We start from the raw sequence: 15,746 nt of genomic DNA on the forward strand, positions 1-15,746 counted from the left end.
ATTATGTAGTTTTTATTATTACATTATAGGTAATCTTCTGGCGGGAAGGGAGTAAGAGCGTTATCAAAGAAAAGTTAGTTCAAAATTATAATCAGATGAATAGTTAATTTTTAAGTCTGATAACTTTAAGTATTTATGATAAATAAGGATATCTGTATCTTGATAAAGCTCTCTTACATTTTTAGTTTAGTTAAAGCTACTACTATCTGATTCCCAGTCTGGGCAACTTTCATCTTCTACACCATAAGGGTGCATTCCACAAACTAATATATTTCCTCCATACACTTGACCATGATAATGAGTACATCCTCTACACGCTGGATGTTTTTCTACTGTAGGTTCTACATGATCAACAAAATAGTAGTCTATATCTTCTTCCCGTATCTCAGTATCAACATCAAAGTCTAAGTAAACTTCAATTATTGGCTCAATTAAATCATTTAGATACTCATCTATTTCTGCAATAATATTACTTTGTATTTCTTCAGTAATTTCGTCAGAGAACTTTTCCCACTCATCAAAAACTTCTGAAATTTCTTCTGCCATTTCGTTGAAAAAATTTTCTACCTCCAATACGGCAGTTTCAATTACTTCAAAGAAGTTTTTTGACCAATCTTCCATTATGATATGTTATAGCTTTCCTTTAAAACTTAGAGTAGTGTTTTTCCTTAAATCTTGCCATAATTTTTGGGTATAGATTTAGTCCTTCTGTAGCCGACGTAATTCTTCTTGTAACTTATGTACTTCTTGGCGCATTTGATCTACTTCTGTAGAATTTGAATTTGAGGAATTATCATCCTCAGAAAGAATCTCTATACGACGTGGTTCATTAGCTCTTGTTTCTGGAGATGAATCTACAGGTGCTTCCTGCATAGCCTTAGTCATCATATCCTCTACGAATCTACGAGCTTCTTCTGTGGTCATTTCACCACGCTTAACCATTTCATCTGCCAGTTTTTGAGCTTCTGTCCTTAGTTCTGTCAATTTCTGGTTAGCTTTCTCCCCTGCAAAAGAGGCTAATCCAACTCCTAGATAAACAGCTCTTTGAATAATTCCTCCGAAATTATCCATAAAAAATATATCCTGGCTCCTTTAAATTGGGTGACCCGGAGTCAACGCCTACCACAAGCATCCCGTGTTGCTGCTACCTTCCGGTCCTGACAAGGTTTAGGCGTTGTAGTCGCGCTGGTCCGAATCACTTATTACTATAACACAAATTTTTATTCTGCAACTATGCACCACTGATAAATTTCATAAGTGACACAATTATTTTTGATTAGGGGGTCTTCGGCTACTATTTTTTCAGCTTCTGTCATAGATGAAGCCTCAAATAGTAACATTCCTCCTCCGAGTTTTCCCCAGTACCCACTTTTGGCTTTGTGTCCTTTAGCAATTAATTCTTGGACATAAGCTATATGGTCTGGTACATACCGGTCAAATATAGATTTTTCGACTATACCTTTCTCTATTTTGGCAAACCAAGGCATTTTATTTTTTGAATTTTGAATTTTATGGGTCAATCAAAACGTTTATTATTTGTGGCTCTTGTGCCACCGGAAAATATTCAAAACCAAGTTACGGAAATTAAGGAATATTTTGCTAGAGAATATAATAGCAGTCATGCTTTAAAGTCTGTGCCTCATATTACTTTACAGTCTCCTTTTAAGTGGCCTACTGAAAATTTAACTGTTTTGCAGGAGTCTTTAGAGACTTTTGCTCAAAATTGTTCTGCTTTTCCAATTACTTTGTCTGGATTTGCTGCTTTTCCACCCCGTGTTATCTATGTTAATGTTGTCAAAACTCCAGAACTTTTAAAAATACAAAAAGATTTAATTGGATTTACAGAAACCACTTTAGGAATTGTACATCCCCCATCTAAAATTCGCCCTTTTTCTCCTCATGTTACTGTAGCTTTTCGAGACTTAACTAAACAGAATTTTAGAGCAGCTTGGTTAGAGTTTCGGGAGCGATCGCTTCATTTTGAATTTACAGCTTCTCAGTTAACTTTATTAATTCATAGTGGTAAGCGGTGGGATATTTATAATGAGTTTCCTTTTCAGGGTTGCATAAATGCGGAGTAATTTTAATAATTTCGTAGCACAGGCATCTTGCCTGTTTAAAGTGGAAATTGGGTTTGGAGACCAAACCTCTACAGTTTTTTTTCACAAATAATTTACGATTACTATATTAGTCAAGCTACGTTTATTAATTCTAATAAGCTTTAAATTACATCTTCTATATTTTTAACTCTTCTATTCCTAACAGAAATTTCTACATCATACCTAGACGAATCATTTCAAAACCATGAGCATATATATCCATAAATTTATAGCGTTTTTCTTTCTCCCGAAATTCAATAATACCTATTTCGTCCAGAAAAGAAACAAACTCTTCAAAATTTCCAACAACGTTTACTGCTGAATTCTCCCATATTTGTTGTAATTCTTGTTTTTTTAAAAAAGCCGATTTGTCCTTAAGATAATAAAAGAAATTCTTTAGATTAGGATACTCTTCTTTAATTTCTTCACATCGCTTTCTTGATGCTTCTTTTAACCCAAATTCTAGAGATTTTCCTTGCAGTAAACGCTCTGCACTAATTTTAGTTGATGATTTTCCTCTGTAAGTTAATTCTTGTTCTTTTGCTGCTTCTAGTAATAGACTTAAACTTCGAGGAAAAGTTGTACCACTTGAGTCTGTTAATCTTTCATAAACCCATTGAGATACTTTTTTCCCTCTTTTTCCGGCTCGCATACGGCTTCCCCAAAGTAATTCTAATGCTTGATCAAGCTCTTCTTCATTTGCTTGGTCAATACTTTCAATAGCAACAGAAGAAAGTCGGTCAACTAAATTTTTGAAATCTTGAGATTGTGTTGCTTGACGAAACGCTAAACGTAAAAGATCGATTTGAGTCCACTGTAAACTAATATCCTTTCCACTAAAATGACTTTTATTATCAAAATTTAAACGATTCCAAATATCTTCTCTCAAGAAAATTTTAAATCTAATTTCCGTTAGCCTACTTGTATTACAAGACTGAACTAATTGAAATAATCCAGTTAATGCTTGTTGTCTTAATTCTCCTGCTTCCGAAAAATGTTCATCTAAATCATCGTAAAGAAACCACCATTTTTTAGAGTTATCTTTCGCTTCTTTATGAAGAATAATATTTACTACGTCTTTGACTATCAGCCTTAGTGTTGAGTTAGTAGATAATTCTAATAAAGCTTCAGTTGATTCAGATTGCCATATATCTTTTGGTAAATTATTAATTATTTTTTTCAACTCACTAAACTTTTTTTCTTGCTTATTTTCTGGAAATTTCAGTAATTCTTCCTGATAACATCTAAATAGTAAATAAGCTCTCCAAAAAGCTTCCCATGTTCCATTATTTTGTTGCAAAGTTTGATGAATAATTTGAAATTCATCACTGCCGGGGGAATTTTTTTTTAATCTACCATGTCCTGACAAAAATAAGGTATTATCTAACCTTCCACGAGCTAATTTTCGAGCTAGTTCTTGATGTTTTAAAAATAACCAATATAAGGCAGTTTTACCTGTTCCTTTTTTCCCTCGAATTAGGCAGGTTGTATCATCTAAAAATTTTTCAAAATCAGCAGTCCGCTGAAATAATAATCCTAAATTATGTTTAGGATCGGCCGCATTTACTTCAGGAAATTCTAGACTTTCAATAATTTGCCATCGTTCAGTGGTATTTAAAATACTACTGCGTTTAATTTCATCATTTTTTTCATCAGTTAGATTAGCAATTTTACGATAATAATCTTGCATTTCTAGTATGGGATAGCTATCAGCAAAGGCAATTGGTTCAAGGTAAGGCACTACTAATGGTTCATCATTTTCTGGTTGATTGTTATCTATATTTGAATCGTCTTCATCGGTATCAGAGCTTTCATCGTCTCTATTTTTTATCCTTTCGAGCAACAAATTCCAAATTTTTTTAACTTTATCTAAACCAGTATTTGTCACATCAGGTACAGGAGAAAAAACAAAATTAATGGATAAATTTTTCAGACTTTGAAGAGATTCTAGTAGTAGCTCTATTCCTTGTTTATTTTGTTCGTTAGGGAAAAGAAAAATAATTGCTTCATCAGCAGCTTGAATTAATGATAAAGCACCCCATTGATTAATCCCAGTTCTGGAGTCAATTAAGAGAATATCTGGTTTTAATTGTTCTTGAATTTCCTGCTTAAAAATAGACCAAAGATTTTGATCTCCATCTATAACAGTTGTAGCATGAAGATCGTCAACTTTAGACACATAATCAAGACTAAGATATCCAGCAGGAACAACAAATACTCTACCTGTGGCGTTAAGTATTTTTACTTCACTAAATGTGCATAGCTCCAATTTTTCTCCCTGATTTATCTAATATTTCTGTATCATAATAGCGTTCTAGAAAAGCTGCTTGGTAATCTTCCATAAATCAAATAAAATATAGCTTTGATAATTTAACGTTGATTATCAGGAATCAAGAGGAAATCCCTCCTTATATAGAATTCATTTGAATAGTTGTCGCCATTGCGACTATAGGAAGCAATCTACTCAACACCTGAGATTGCTTCCTTCCACTCCGTTCCAGTCGCAATGACTTGGATTTAGCAATTATCCAGATTTTATGTTAAAAATATATTATATAAAAAATAATTTAAAAACATTCCTCAAATATAAGGTATTTTTTAGATCAATCGCTTCATTATATCTTTGGTCTGTGAATAATTTTCTCTACTACTCTCCGCTTTAGATTAGAATCAATTCCAATCAAACGAACATAATCATTTTGATGTTCGGCCAAACAATTTTCTACAGCATCAACCACTTCTTTTTCTCTCTGATTCTCTACTTTTCCGCAACTTTTCCATGAACCAGTTTTATATCTACGTTTATCTGCATATTCCATCCCAATTTTTAAACCATCTTGGAGAATTTTTTTTATCTGTTCCCTCACTTCGGAACTGAGATTGCTATTTTCAAAACTATGATTAATCCTATTTTCTGTTAACTGATTCGGTGTAGTTGCTTCTGGAAATGAATAATTAGAATTTGGTGTAAATTTTTCCGGTTGATCTGTTTGAGAAACACCAAACAATCGAGATTGATTATATTCTTCAACCAACCGCAATTCTCGGATACGTTGTTGTTCTCCAACCATGATTTTTCCATATTCTCTCAGACGAGATAGATTAAAATTAGGTTTGGCAAAATCTGGAATTTTTTCTGTAGAATTTACTACCTGCCTAGAAATTTTTTCTATACCTACTTGATGAATAAAGTCACGAATCTGTTCATCATATATCCGACTGCGTAAAGCACTGAAAAAATCTATAGCTTGGTCAGAAAATTCATCTACTAAATTCTCAATATCTCTGGCAGAAAGTTCATCTGTTTTAAAAATACTACCCACTACACCAATTCTCTCTTCTCTGTTTGGTTCCCAATAAAATTTCACCATTCGACCATCTCTAATTAAAGGTGCATAAAGAGTAGAAAAATCATTTCCGGTGACAATAATTGGGATTCGATGTAGGGGAGTTTCATCATAACTACCAGGTAATTGTACATTAGTAGGATTATCAGCAATATTCATCAAAGTAGCATTTACTAATTGAGTATTTACTGTATATTGAGTACCTGCATCAAATCTACCTGCACCTGCATCTAAGTCATTAATAAATAAGGCGCACATTCGACCTTGAACTTTAATTTTTTCTGATGCTTCTCGATAACGTAAACGTAATAAACGTGCTGGATCTCCTGCATCTTTACTTTCTAATTCTCCGCCGGATATTGTGACAGGTTCAATTCCCATTTTTTCAAATACTAATTGGCATTGAAAAGTTTTTCCTTCTCCTTTTCGTCCGTGTATTCCTAATATTAAAGGTACTCTTACTCTGGGTAAGTCTAAGAAATTTTTGGTAATATGAACTGCTAGTTTATCTATGAATCTTGGTGATATATAATATGGCATCTTGGTTATCAGTTATTAGTTATTAGTTATCAGTACCTCTGCTTGAAACTGTAGGTTTCAAACCTTATTTCTTGGTCACCATATCATTTTTCTTGCAATATTTATCAAGTTAATATTTGTTGAAGTTTAAGATTACTCTTTGGAATTGAATTTCCTTCCTTTAAGCTTTGAGAATAATTTTAAATTTTCCGTAGATTTGGGGTTTTTATCTAAAATCGGATTTTGGAGCTTCCCATAAATAGTTGTTTTTCCCTCATCAAACCTTTTCCATCTATATCTCCTCAGTGGAAATCACCAACATTTTCATTTTCTCAAGCTCCTGAAAATTCGGCGCGTCACAGGATTTTCAGGAGCTTCCTCACAATTTTTGTGATATTATAAAGTTTCAATGGGACAGCTCGTCTACATACATGATTTTTTATTCAACTAAAGATTTATTTTGAGCTTGATAGAACTTCGTTCCACTTTGCTACATAAATGAAACGGATTTGCGGAGTCTAGCAGAAACTATATCGGTCAAGTTATATCAAGGAAAGCTAATGTAAAAGACACCAAATGGGTTCTATAGAATGTGGAATCGTTCAAATTTTCAAAGAAACTAAAAAACCCAATTTTATTTAATTACTTGAAACTGGGTTTTTGAATACAATAAATACAAAAATAATTAAATAGTCTGTCTAGAAATCAGCTTTTCAAAATGAGCTTGAGTTTCCTGCAACATTTCCTCGCGACCATCTTTTGCCTGATTCAGAGAAGGAACTAAATTACGAGCATGTAAAGTCATGTGAAATTGTAAATCAGCCACATATTCACTAACATCTTGATGTAAAGAACAAGATGGATATTTTTTAATTTCTGAATTCAAAGTTCTCTCCTCCCCTAAATTATTTGAGCTTGTTTCTGATAAGGAAGGATAGCATGGAGATTCTCTATATGTTGCAGTTTAGTAATGAAGCTTAATATTTTTCAGTAAATAAAAATATATTTCTTTACATAGTATGTAAAAAAAATTTCTTCAGACAATAAATATTTCTATAAATAGGAACCGGGAGATGTTAAAAAATACTCAAACAAAACATTCCCCGGTACTAAGATTACCACTTTAATAAGTTAAATTCTTCCATATCTACCGTGTCGCGGTTACGATAAATTGCTAAAACTATAGCTAAACCCACAGCAGCTTCAGCAGCAGCAACCGTAATTACAAAGACAGTAAAAACTTGACCTTTAATATTTTGAGCATCTAGGAAATTAGAAAAACCCATCAAATTTAAATTTACAGCATTGAGAAGTAACTCAATAGACATCAGCACCCTAACTGCATTACGACTGGTAACTAAACCATAAATTCCTATACAAAAAAGTGCTGCGGCCAATAACAGAAAATACTCCAGTTGCAATTGCATAAACTTATTAAACCTTTTAATTTACTGAATTAAAGAAGCGATCAGCAGGATCATTTTTTTTATGTTTATTAGAAAAGGATTTTAACCGCCCCTAAACCATCCTGCTTATATAAGCCGGGGATTTTAACCCAAGCTTAAAAAGCTGTTAACGCAATTCATACCTAGAAGGCTAGGTGAATGCTAAAAGCTGATACCTAGTTAAGTAGTCAAACAAAATTAATTATATATTTCATACTCAAGTAAAATAAGTAGGCTAAATTATTTTTAGCTCTACTGCTCAAGCATACAAGTATATTTTTTGTTTCCAGTTAAGTCTTCCCTACTTAGAAATGTTAAATTAATTTTGCAAAAGTACTTATTTTAACCTTTTTGAGTAGAACTTTCGCTAGAACTTGAAACTAATTCACGAGGACGTTCTGGCAAACTTAAAACAGGTGTTTGAGGAATATCAGTCGGTACTTCATCAGGCAAAATATCTCGACGAGCCAAAATAATAGCACCCACCATTGCCATTAACAAAAACACAGAAGCAAGCTCAAAAGGGAGTAAAAAATCACTAAAAAAGTGCTTGCCAATTAATACAATTGAACTTTCACTAGCAACATTTCCAGTAATAGGAATTGACCACGAAGTAGACAATACCATCGTACTCAGCAAAGCAAACAAGCCAACACAAACTAAACCTGTAGCTGCCTTTCTAAACCAAGCACCAGGCAAAGCTTTAAAATCTTCTCGTTTATTTACAAGCATAATTGCAAATAAAATAAGAACATTAACAGCCCCAACATAAATCAAAACTTGGGCAGTAGCGACAAAGTCAGCATTTAATAAAAGGTATAAACCAGAAATGCTCAGAAATACTCCACCCAAAAGAAAAGCTGAGTAGACAATATTAGAAAATAATACTACTCCCAAAGCAGCCGTAATCATCATTACAGCTAATATAACAAATGAAACGAATTGAACCCCTTGTGCTAAATCCACTTTTTATTCCTTTAGAAATGTATGAATTTTGAATTATATTTTGTTAGCTAGTAGTTATTAGTTAGTGATGGCTAAAAATCAAATTAACCATCTAACATAACTAATAACTATTGATCTGTTGTTTCTGCTACTGGCTTTTCTGCCTCTATCTGTTCCAGAATTTCTTCTGGACGAAGACCAGCACGACGGGAAGTATGAGGAACTTTATGAGGGTCAATAACTCCTTTAGGCAAGTAAGCTAGCTCTCGCATAGGAGTAACCATTGGGTCATTTGTCACCTTGTATGGTAATCTACCCAAAGCAACATTATCGTAATTCAACTCATGGCGGTCATAAGCAGCTAGCTCATATTCTTCTGTCATAGATAGACAGTTAGTAGGGCAATATTCTACACAGTTTCCACAGAATATACAAACTCCAAAATCAATACTGTAATGGTTGAGCTTTTTCTTTTTAGTTTCTTTATTAAATTCCCAATCGACTACAGGTAAATTAATCGGACAAACCCTTACACAAACTTCACAGGCGATACACTTATCAAATTCAAAGTGAATTCTACCTCTAAATCTTTCAGAAGGAATCAATTTTTCGTAGGGGTATTGTACAGTAACAGGGCGACGGCGCATGTGGTCAAAAGTAACAGATAGACCTTGACCAATATATTTTGCTGCTTGAAGAGTTTCTTTCGCGTAATCAGTTACTTGGTTAAGGAATTTGAACATGGGTTTTTGCTTTGTTATAAAACTTAGAGTGACAATATAAGGTTTTTTTCGTGCTTCAACCAGGTTTGTTTGCTAACATCCCACTGAATTTTAAATCCTTTACAATAACTATGCCTTACTTTTTAGCTAAGTATTTTGTCAATTTATTAACTGCATCACAGAGGATGTTAGCAACTTTGCTCAGAAGTATAGTTATACCAATTCACTTTAATGATGTCACAAATAGTTTCAAACTTTAAATGTCAAATAATTTCTTGAAACTATTGTTTTACCAAAGTTTTTAGTAATCGCCAATCTAACTTCTAACTTCTGACTTCTGACTTCAGATATAGTTAGCCAAAGTATATTTGAGATTTTAGATACAGTGTAATCAAAAAATCTCAAATTAGCTATTGATTTATCCGCCAAAAGCAAATGGGAAAGCTAACTTTAACGCAGCAGTTAATAGCAAGTTAACCAAAGCCACTGGCAACAAGAACTTCCAACCTAAGTCTAATAATTGGTCAATTCTCACCCTTGGTAATGTCCAACGTAACAAAACTGCTACAAATACAAGTAGATAAGCTTTGAGCAAGGTCATAGTAATACCCAAGGTAGCATTGGTTATTTGTAACCAAGGAGTTGTTTCACTAACCCCAAACCAGTTAGAGAGAAGTTCTACTGGAAGTGGAGACTCCCAACCACCTAGATATAAAACCGCTACAAGTAGGGAAGATAAAACTAAATTGACATAGGAGGCTAAGTAATACAGAGCAAATTTCATACCAGTATATTCGGTTTGGTATCCAGCCACCAATTCTTCTTCTGCTTCTGGAAGGTCAAAAGGAAGACGTTCACATTCCGCCAATACTGCTATCCAGAAAATTATGAAGCCCAATGGTTGTCTCCAGATATTCCATCCGAAGATGCCATAACTTGATTGTTGTTCAACTATATCAATTGTGCTGAGACTGTTAGACATCATGACTACTGCCAACACAGCCAAGGCCAAAGGAATTTCATAACTAATAGATTGTGCTGCTGCCCTTAGACCTCCAAGTAGAGAATATTTATTATTAGAGGCATAGCCAGACATTAGTAGTCCAATAGGCTGAATACTGGAAAGAGCAATCCACAAAAATATTGCTACCCCAAGGTCTGTAATTACTAAATTTTGTCCAAAGGGTACAACTAAGTAGGAAAGAAATACAGGTATAGATACAATTACAGGTCCCAATGTGAATAGTAAGGGATCTGCTTTGGACGGAACAACGTCCTCTTTGAAAACTAGCTTCAGACCATCAGCGAGGGGTGCAAGAGTGCCTAAAGGGCCAATAAATTCAGGGCCGATTCTTTGTTGGGCTGCTGCAGAGATTTTTCGCTCTAGCCACACTGCTACTAGAACGCCGACAGTAGCACCAACTATCATTAATAACATAGGGAATGGAAGCCAGAGAGTTCTGGCTATTTCTGAGGATAAGCCCAAATCTACGAGGGCTTGAATAAATGTTCTTTGTAGATCGATTCCTGAATTCATTTACAATCTGTCTATTTATTTAGATAAAGTTAATTTAGAGTGAAACGGATTATTAGTGTAATTCTCCTCTATAGGAAGTAAATGCCATAAGAATAATGCTGAAAAAGCTAGCCCCGAGGGTTAGGTTTTTTACGCAGGTAAGACACTAATGTTATTCTCATAAACGCTTGAGATTAGCAAATTTCTCACAAGGTCTTTACTTTAAAAGCTTAGTGATGTTTGCACTTAATTAAGGGTGTAATTAAGATGACAAATTAATCTAAATCGTTCTGGATTATGCCAAACAATCAACTATTAAGTATAATTGCTCAGTTTATTGATTCTAGAGCTATAGTAACAGGTTAGTAACATTCATAGCGACATTATGTTACTTTGAACTTCAATCTGAATAACAATAGCTCTATTAACATAACAATAGAATTTCCTATTTCATAGTTTTGAGAGAGAATAAACCTATCCCTACTACTAATAATTGGAAATTTGCTTAACTATATTAGACATGATAGAGAAAGTATAACTTTACCCAAGATAGTAGAATCAGGTTAACGTTTTTCACAAGGAGTATAAGAAATATTATGATCTCCAGTATAAATTTGTGTAGGACGGAAAATCCGATTAGCTGCTAATTGTTCTTTCCAGTGAGCTAACCAACCAGCTACACGAGCAATGGCAAATACAGGTGTAAATAGATCGCTAGGAATACCTAATTTCCGATAAACAAGACCAGAATAAAAGTCCACATTTGGGTAAATTCCTTTGTGCCCTAGTTTTTCCTCTACAACCTTTTCCATTTCTAAAGCTATCTCATAATATTTGTCGTAGCCAAATTTTTCAAATAACTCTACTGCTAATTCCTGAAGGATAATTGCTCTTGGGTCTTTCACTTTATAGACTCGGTGACCAAAACCCATAATTTTGGCCTTAGTCTCCCAACATTTTTCTAGATATGGTCTAACATTTTCGACCGAACCAATTTCAGACAACATAGTAATAACATCTTCATTTGCTCCTCCATGTAGTGGACCAGCAAGAGTCCCCACTGCTGAAGCTATAACCGCGTAGGGGTCAGTCAACGTAGAAGCAGTTACCATTGCTGAGAATGTAGAAGCATTAATAGTATGTTCAGCATGAAGAGTCAGACAAACATCAAATACTTTTGCTGCTAATGGATCGGGTTCCCTTTCATTGAGCATATACAAAAAGTTGCCTGCATAGTCCAAATCATCTCTTGGCTGTACAGCATCATTACCTTTACGCATTAACTGGAAAGCAGCTACCATTGTTGGGATTTTAGCCAATAACCTTACTACCGCAGATCTAATATATTCTGGGTTATCAAGAGCACGACGAGAATAAAATAAACCTAGAGCTGCTGCTGAAGCCTGTAGAGCATCCATAGGATGTCCAGTTTCTGGGAAACATTTCATCATGTCCCGAATTCGATATTTAATTCTTCTGTGATAGCGAATATCCTCTTCAAAGCTATCTAATTCTTCTTTGTTGGGAAGATTGCCCCAAATTAATAAATATGCTGTTTCTAGAAAAGAACTCTTTTTTGCTAATTCCTCAATATTAGTGCCTCGGTATTCCAGTATCCCTTGTTGTCCATCGACGTAGCTGATACTTGATTGGGTAGCGGGAACACCTTCTAAACCAGGCTTAAATTCGATGCAGACGACGGACATGACAATCCCCTTTACTTAGATATGAATATACTCAAGCTACATTATCAATTAGTTTAGTTGTGTTGTTGTTTTGACAATAATCTATTAACAATTCTGGCTAATCCAGTAAAAATTTTGGCGCTGTTAGCCAAAACATTTGACTCTTGCCTACTGGTGAACCAACTTCAGGTAAGGAAACACCTATTACACCAGCTTTTTTGAGTATTAATACTTGCCTAGCTTCTCCCCAAACGAGAATTTCTGCCCAGTTTGCTAAGTCTGGTTGATGGCCTACCAGGGCTAATTCCATATTCTCTTGAGGTTGCCATGTTTTTAGCCATTGCAGCCAGAGATTAATATCTCCACCAGGGGCTAGATGTGAAAATTCTTCTATTTGAGAACTTAATTTATTAGCTTGAAGAATTTTAGCAGTTTGATTTGCTCTAACTAAGGGACTTGTGAGAATTAGGTTAAAATGAAGTCCTAGTTGTTTGAGTTTTTGAGCAATTTTGTTAGTTTTGCGATCGCCTATTTCTGTTAAGGGACGTTCTGCATCTGTGCCATAATTTTCTCTATCAGCAGCTATACCGTGACGAATAAAATAAACATTTGTACTCATAATCACTATTCTGGTTATATTTATTCTGCATATCATTCTATTAGATAAAAGTCAACTTTTACTCAATAAAAAATTGGATTTGTTCAAACTTTTCCTCTCATGTAGCTAAATGTTCAGCAATTAAGAATTAGCTATTCTTAAAATAATAGCTAATTCTTAAAGAGAAAAAAATTATCCTTAACTCAAAAAGATAGGCTTGAAACCTTAATTCTTTAATTATTAATTGTAAAAACTGATAAAATTACCCAGGTTTGAAATCCGTATGCTTTTAGCTTAATTTATCTGAAATATGAATCTCGACTCCTATGCCATTTTTTTATATTGTGGTTAATTAATCTAACCTAATATTACATGGTAAATAAATAGCAATGAGCAACACATTGATCAAAATATTAATTGAATGATGACCAAGAAATCATGTCAATGGCTTCCCCTTGGCTGCGCCACGAGTTGTCGCTCTACAAGGACATAAAAAAGGAAATTTCGGATTTCAATCCTTCTACTTAAGTAAGAGGTACTGTTTCGCTCCGCGGCATGAAAAACAAAGTTCAGATCTAGGAAGATAACTGAAAACTGTTAACTAACAACTCAAATGCAAATTGCTATTTTTGATACAAAAAAACCCTGCGCTCAGACGGGCAGGGGTTTCACAGACCAATAACATATTTTCGCCATTCTTTATTCTTTCCACTTTTAACGTGTTTAGTCAATTCAAAGTAAAGACCACTGTAGGGTTTTCGAGGCGGAGAACCCAAAGTCATATTAGCCTCTCTAGGGGTCCGACTTCCTTTTCGTACATTGCAACGAACACAAGCAGTCACAAGGTTTTCCCAGGTATCAACACCACCACGCGATCGCGGTACTACATGATCTAAAGTCAAGTCATCACCCACATAACCACAGTATTGACAGGAATTACCATCTCGGTGCATAATATTTCGGCGCGTTAAAGGAATATCTTTGTAAGGAACTCGGACATAGTAACGCAGTCGGATGACTGTAGGTAAGGGAATATCTGGGAGAACGTATATTCCGTTATGTTCAATTTGCTCCGCTTTACCTTTGAGCAACAAGACGATCGCTCGTCGCCAACTCGTGATATTGAGCGGTTCATAAGAAGCGTTCAACACTAAAACATTGGCCATTGATATTTCCGAAAAGAGAATATTTTCTCAGATATTAGCACAATTAATATGTCTGGGGACAAAAGTTTAGAGTTAAGCAGTTTTCCACTAAATTTATAAGTCTAAAAATATATTTTTTTATTTTTTTAAAAATAATCTTTTTGATTTTCCTATATACAAGCTGATTTAATAAATTTTGGCAGTAGATTGTTTTAATAAATAAAAAATTTAACTGATTGAGGAGTGAGTGAAAATGTTGAGCTGGGAAAATGCTTCTTTTAAAACTCTGGCAACAGAAAGTTTAAATCAGGGAGCAGTAGAAAGTGATGCTTATGGAGGTATTTGTCAAAGAGCATGGGTAGAAATTAACGATCGAGCATTGACTTATAATGTCCAACAAATTAAGAGCCTTTTATCAGCTAAAACTCAATTAATGGGAGTAGTAAAGGCAGATGCTTATGGACATGGAGCGTGTAAGGTATCTCAAACTATTTTAGAAGCTGGTGCAGATTGGTTGGCAGTAGCAACAGTGCCAGAGGGAATAGAATTAAGGCTAGCTGGCATTGAAGCGCCAATTTTAATTTTAGGTGCAACTGATCAACCCGAACAAATTCAGGCGATCGCTCACTGGCAACTACAACCAACTATTTGTACGCCTCAACAAGCTTTAGTTTTCTCAGAAACTCTTTCCTACTACACTGAAGCAATGCCAGTAAATCTGAAGTTGGATACGGGAATGTCTCGTTTAGGAACACCTTGGCAACAAGCAGTGGAATTTGTACAATTTGTGCAGGGGTTACCAAATTTAAAAATTGCTAGTATTTATTCTCATTTCGCTACAGCAGATGACTCAGATCAGACAGTGATGAGACAACAACATGAAAGGTTTGAGAAAGCAATAGGTTTGTGCGGTATTAGAGGAAAGAGTTTTTCTGGTGATATACGACTTCATTTAGCTAACTCGGCAGCAACTTTAACTGACTCTGCTTTGCACTACGATATGGTGCGGGTGGGTTTAGCTATTTATGGTTTATATCCAGCACCTCATTTACAGGAGAAAATTGACTTAAAACCAGTGATGCAAGTCAAAGCTAGGGTGACACAAGTCAAAACTATTGAAGCAGGTACTGGTGTTAGTTATGGTTATCAGTTTATTGCTCCAAAGCAGATGCGTTTAGCAGTGGTGGGTATTGGTTATGCTGACGGTGTACCTCGTAACCTTTCCAATAAGATGAAAGTCATTGTGCGCGATCAACTAATTCCACAAGTGGGAGCTATTACAATGGATCAGTTGATGTTGGATGTGAGTGCTATTCCCGATCTAGAAACAGGTGAAGTGGTAACTTTATTGGGAGAAGTTGGTAAACATGAAATTTCTGCTGAAGACTGGGCTAATACTTTAGGAACTATTTCTTGGGAAATTCTTTGTGGTTTTAAAAATAGGTTACCTCGTGTAGCAGTTTAGAAATATTAGCTTAAGGATTCAACCATCAGCTATTTCTTAGAGAAGTAGGGAAAAGCAATTGAGAAATTGAGGGAAAATTAAAAAGTATTAGTTTGTAGTAGGGCTTTAGCCCAGATAGATATTTAGCGGGCTAAAGCCCTACTACTAGCCTAATATAAAATAGGTTAATGTTTGTTACTGGTATATTGATAGGGGGATGGGGAGATGGTTCATTAATTGATAATTGATAATGGATAATTGATAATTACCTCTGGTTAAAA

At 34.8% G+C, this 15,746-nt stretch carries 15 protein-coding genes and 1 other RNA gene; 2 read left to right on the plus strand and 14 right to left on the minus strand.

What is annotated here, in order from left to right:
- Positions 1–186: 186 nt before the first annotated feature.
- The 4 genes from ACP6PL_RS27940 to ACP6PL_RS27955 form a co-directional block, all read right to left on the minus strand.
- Positions 187–621, minus strand: coding sequence for a hypothetical protein (locus tag ACP6PL_RS27940; RefSeq protein WP_426548608.1), 435 nt, complete (start codon positions 619–621; stop codon positions 187–189).
- A 78-nt stretch (positions 622–699) separates the two neighbouring features.
- The gene (locus ACP6PL_RS27945) at positions 700–1,071 is read right to left on the minus strand and encodes a phasin family protein (RefSeq protein ID WP_426548609.1); all 372 of its coding nucleotides are present in this window, start codon (positions 1,069–1,071) and stop codon (positions 700–702) included.
- Positions 1,072–1,100: 29 nt separating this feature from the next.
- Positions 1,101–1,197, minus strand: an RNA gene (gene ffs / locus ACP6PL_RS27950) — signal recognition particle sRNA small type.
- Positions 1,198–1,220: 23 nt separating this feature from the next.
- On the minus strand, positions 1,221–1,487 hold the full coding sequence (locus ACP6PL_RS27955; protein ID WP_426548610.1) for a YciI family protein: 267 nt from the start codon (positions 1,485–1,487) through the stop codon (positions 1,221–1,223).
- Between the two features lie 24 nt (positions 1,488–1,511).
- Between ACP6PL_RS27955 and ACP6PL_RS27960 the strand changes: the two genes are divergently transcribed.
- Entirely contained in the window at positions 1,512–2,081 is a 570-nt protein-coding gene (locus tag ACP6PL_RS27960) for a 2'-5' RNA ligase family protein (protein WP_426548611.1), read from the plus strand.
- A gap of 190 nt (positions 2,082–2,271) precedes the next feature.
- Here ACP6PL_RS27960 and ACP6PL_RS27965 read toward each other — a convergent pair whose 3' ends face one another.
- From ACP6PL_RS27965 to ACP6PL_RS28010, 10 genes are all read right to left on the minus strand, one after another.
- Positions 2,272–4,368 (minus strand): P-loop ATPase, Sll1717 family, encoded by a 2,097-nt coding sequence (locus tag ACP6PL_RS27965; RefSeq protein ID WP_426548612.1) that lies wholly within the window; start codon positions 4,366–4,368, stop codon positions 2,272–2,274.
- 346 nt (positions 4,369–4,714) lie between these two features.
- Positions 4,715–5,986 carry a RuBisCO small subunit-like domain-containing protein gene (locus tag ACP6PL_RS27970; protein ID WP_426548613.1) on the minus strand — a complete coding sequence of 424 codons (1,272 nt, stop codon included), beginning with the start codon at positions 5,984–5,986 and terminating at the stop codon, positions 4,715–4,717.
- Positions 5,987–6,650: 664 nt separating this feature from the next.
- Entirely contained in the window at positions 6,651–6,851 is a 201-nt protein-coding gene (locus ACP6PL_RS27975; RefSeq protein WP_426548614.1) for a hypothetical protein, read from the minus strand.
- Positions 6,852–7,080: 229 nt separating this feature from the next.
- Positions 7,081–7,386, minus strand: a complete 306-nt coding sequence (gene nuoK / locus ACP6PL_RS27980; RefSeq protein WP_293101206.1) for an NADH-quinone oxidoreductase subunit NuoK — start codon at positions 7,384–7,386, stop codon at positions 7,081–7,083.
- A gap of 366 nt (positions 7,387–7,752) precedes the next feature.
- Positions 7,753–8,376 carry an NADH-quinone oxidoreductase subunit J gene (locus ACP6PL_RS27985; protein ID WP_426548615.1) on the minus strand — a complete coding sequence of 208 codons (624 nt, stop codon included), beginning with the start codon at positions 8,374–8,376 and terminating at the stop codon, positions 7,753–7,755.
- Between the two features lie 107 nt (positions 8,377–8,483).
- Positions 8,484–9,098 (minus strand): NAD(P)H-quinone oxidoreductase subunit I, encoded by a 615-nt coding sequence (gene ndhI, locus ACP6PL_RS27990; RefSeq protein ID WP_426548616.1) that lies wholly within the window; start codon positions 9,096–9,098, stop codon positions 8,484–8,486.
- Positions 9,099–9,495: 397 nt separating this feature from the next.
- Entirely contained in the window at positions 9,496–10,614 is a 1,119-nt protein-coding gene (nuoH, locus tag ACP6PL_RS27995; RefSeq protein WP_426548617.1) for an NADH-quinone oxidoreductase subunit NuoH, read from the minus strand.
- 542 nt (positions 10,615–11,156) lie between these two features.
- Entirely contained in the window at positions 11,157–12,299 is a 1,143-nt protein-coding gene (locus tag ACP6PL_RS28000; RefSeq protein ID WP_426548618.1) for a citrate synthase, read from the minus strand.
- Between the two features lie 97 nt (positions 12,300–12,396).
- On the minus strand, positions 12,397–12,897 hold the full coding sequence (gene sixA, locus ACP6PL_RS28005) for a phosphohistidine phosphatase SixA (protein WP_426548619.1): 501 nt from the start codon (positions 12,895–12,897) through the stop codon (positions 12,397–12,399).
- A gap of 647 nt (positions 12,898–13,544) precedes the next feature.
- Positions 13,545–14,042, minus strand: coding sequence for an HNH endonuclease (locus tag ACP6PL_RS28010; protein ID WP_426548620.1), 498 nt, complete (start codon positions 14,040–14,042; stop codon positions 13,545–13,547).
- A gap of 232 nt (positions 14,043–14,274) precedes the next feature.
- Between ACP6PL_RS28010 and alr the strand changes: the two genes are divergently transcribed.
- Positions 14,275–15,486: an alanine racemase gene (alr, locus tag ACP6PL_RS28015; RefSeq protein ID WP_426548621.1), complete on the plus strand. Its 1,212-nt coding sequence runs from the start codon at positions 14,275–14,277 to the stop codon at positions 15,484–15,486.
- Positions 15,487–15,746: the final 260 nt, after the last annotated feature.

This window comes from Dapis purpurea BLCC-M126 (assembly GCF_050015975.1).
GTDB lineage: Bacteria > Cyanobacteriota > Cyanobacteriia > Cyanobacteriales > Microcoleaceae > Trichodesmium.

Bases quoted from the DNA above. Each gene is read 5' to 3' on its own strand.
- ACP6PL_RS27940 (WP_426548608.1), bottom strand. From the start codon at position 621: ATGGAAGATTGGTCAAAAAACTTCTTTGAAGTAATTGAAACTGCCGTA.
- ACP6PL_RS27945 (WP_426548609.1), bottom strand. From the start codon at position 1,071: ATGGATAATTTCGGAGGAATTATTCAAAGAGCTGTTTATCTAGGAGTT.
- ACP6PL_RS27955 (WP_426548610.1), bottom strand. From the start codon at position 1,487: ATGCCTTGGTTTGCCAAAATAGAGAAAGGTATAGTCGAAAAATCTATA.
- ACP6PL_RS27960 (WP_426548611.1), top strand. From the start codon at position 1,512: ATGGGTCAATCAAAACGTTTATTATTTGTGGCTCTTGTGCCACCGGAA.
- ACP6PL_RS27970 (WP_426548613.1), bottom strand. From the start codon at position 5,986: ATGCCATATTATATATCACCAAGATTCATAGATAAACTAGCAGTTCAT.
- ndhI (WP_426548616.1), bottom strand. From the start codon at position 9,098: ATGTTCAAATTCCTTAACCAAGTAACTGATTACGCGAAAGAAACTCTT.
- nuoH (WP_426548617.1), bottom strand. From the start codon at position 10,614: ATGAATTCAGGAATCGATCTACAAAGAACATTTATTCAAGCCCTCGTA.
- ACP6PL_RS28000 (WP_426548618.1), bottom strand. From the start codon at position 12,299: ATGTCCGTCGTCTGCATCGAATTTAAGCCTGGTTTAGAAGGTGTTCCC.
- sixA (WP_426548619.1), bottom strand. From the start codon at position 12,897: ATGAGTACAAATGTTTATTTTATTCGTCACGGTATAGCTGCTGATAGA.
- ACP6PL_RS28010 (WP_426548620.1), bottom strand. From the start codon at position 14,042: ATGGCCAATGTTTTAGTGTTGAACGCTTCTTATGAACCGCTCAATATC.
- alr (WP_426548621.1), top strand. From the start codon at position 14,275: ATGTTGAGCTGGGAAAATGCTTCTTTTAAAACTCTGGCAACAGAAAGT.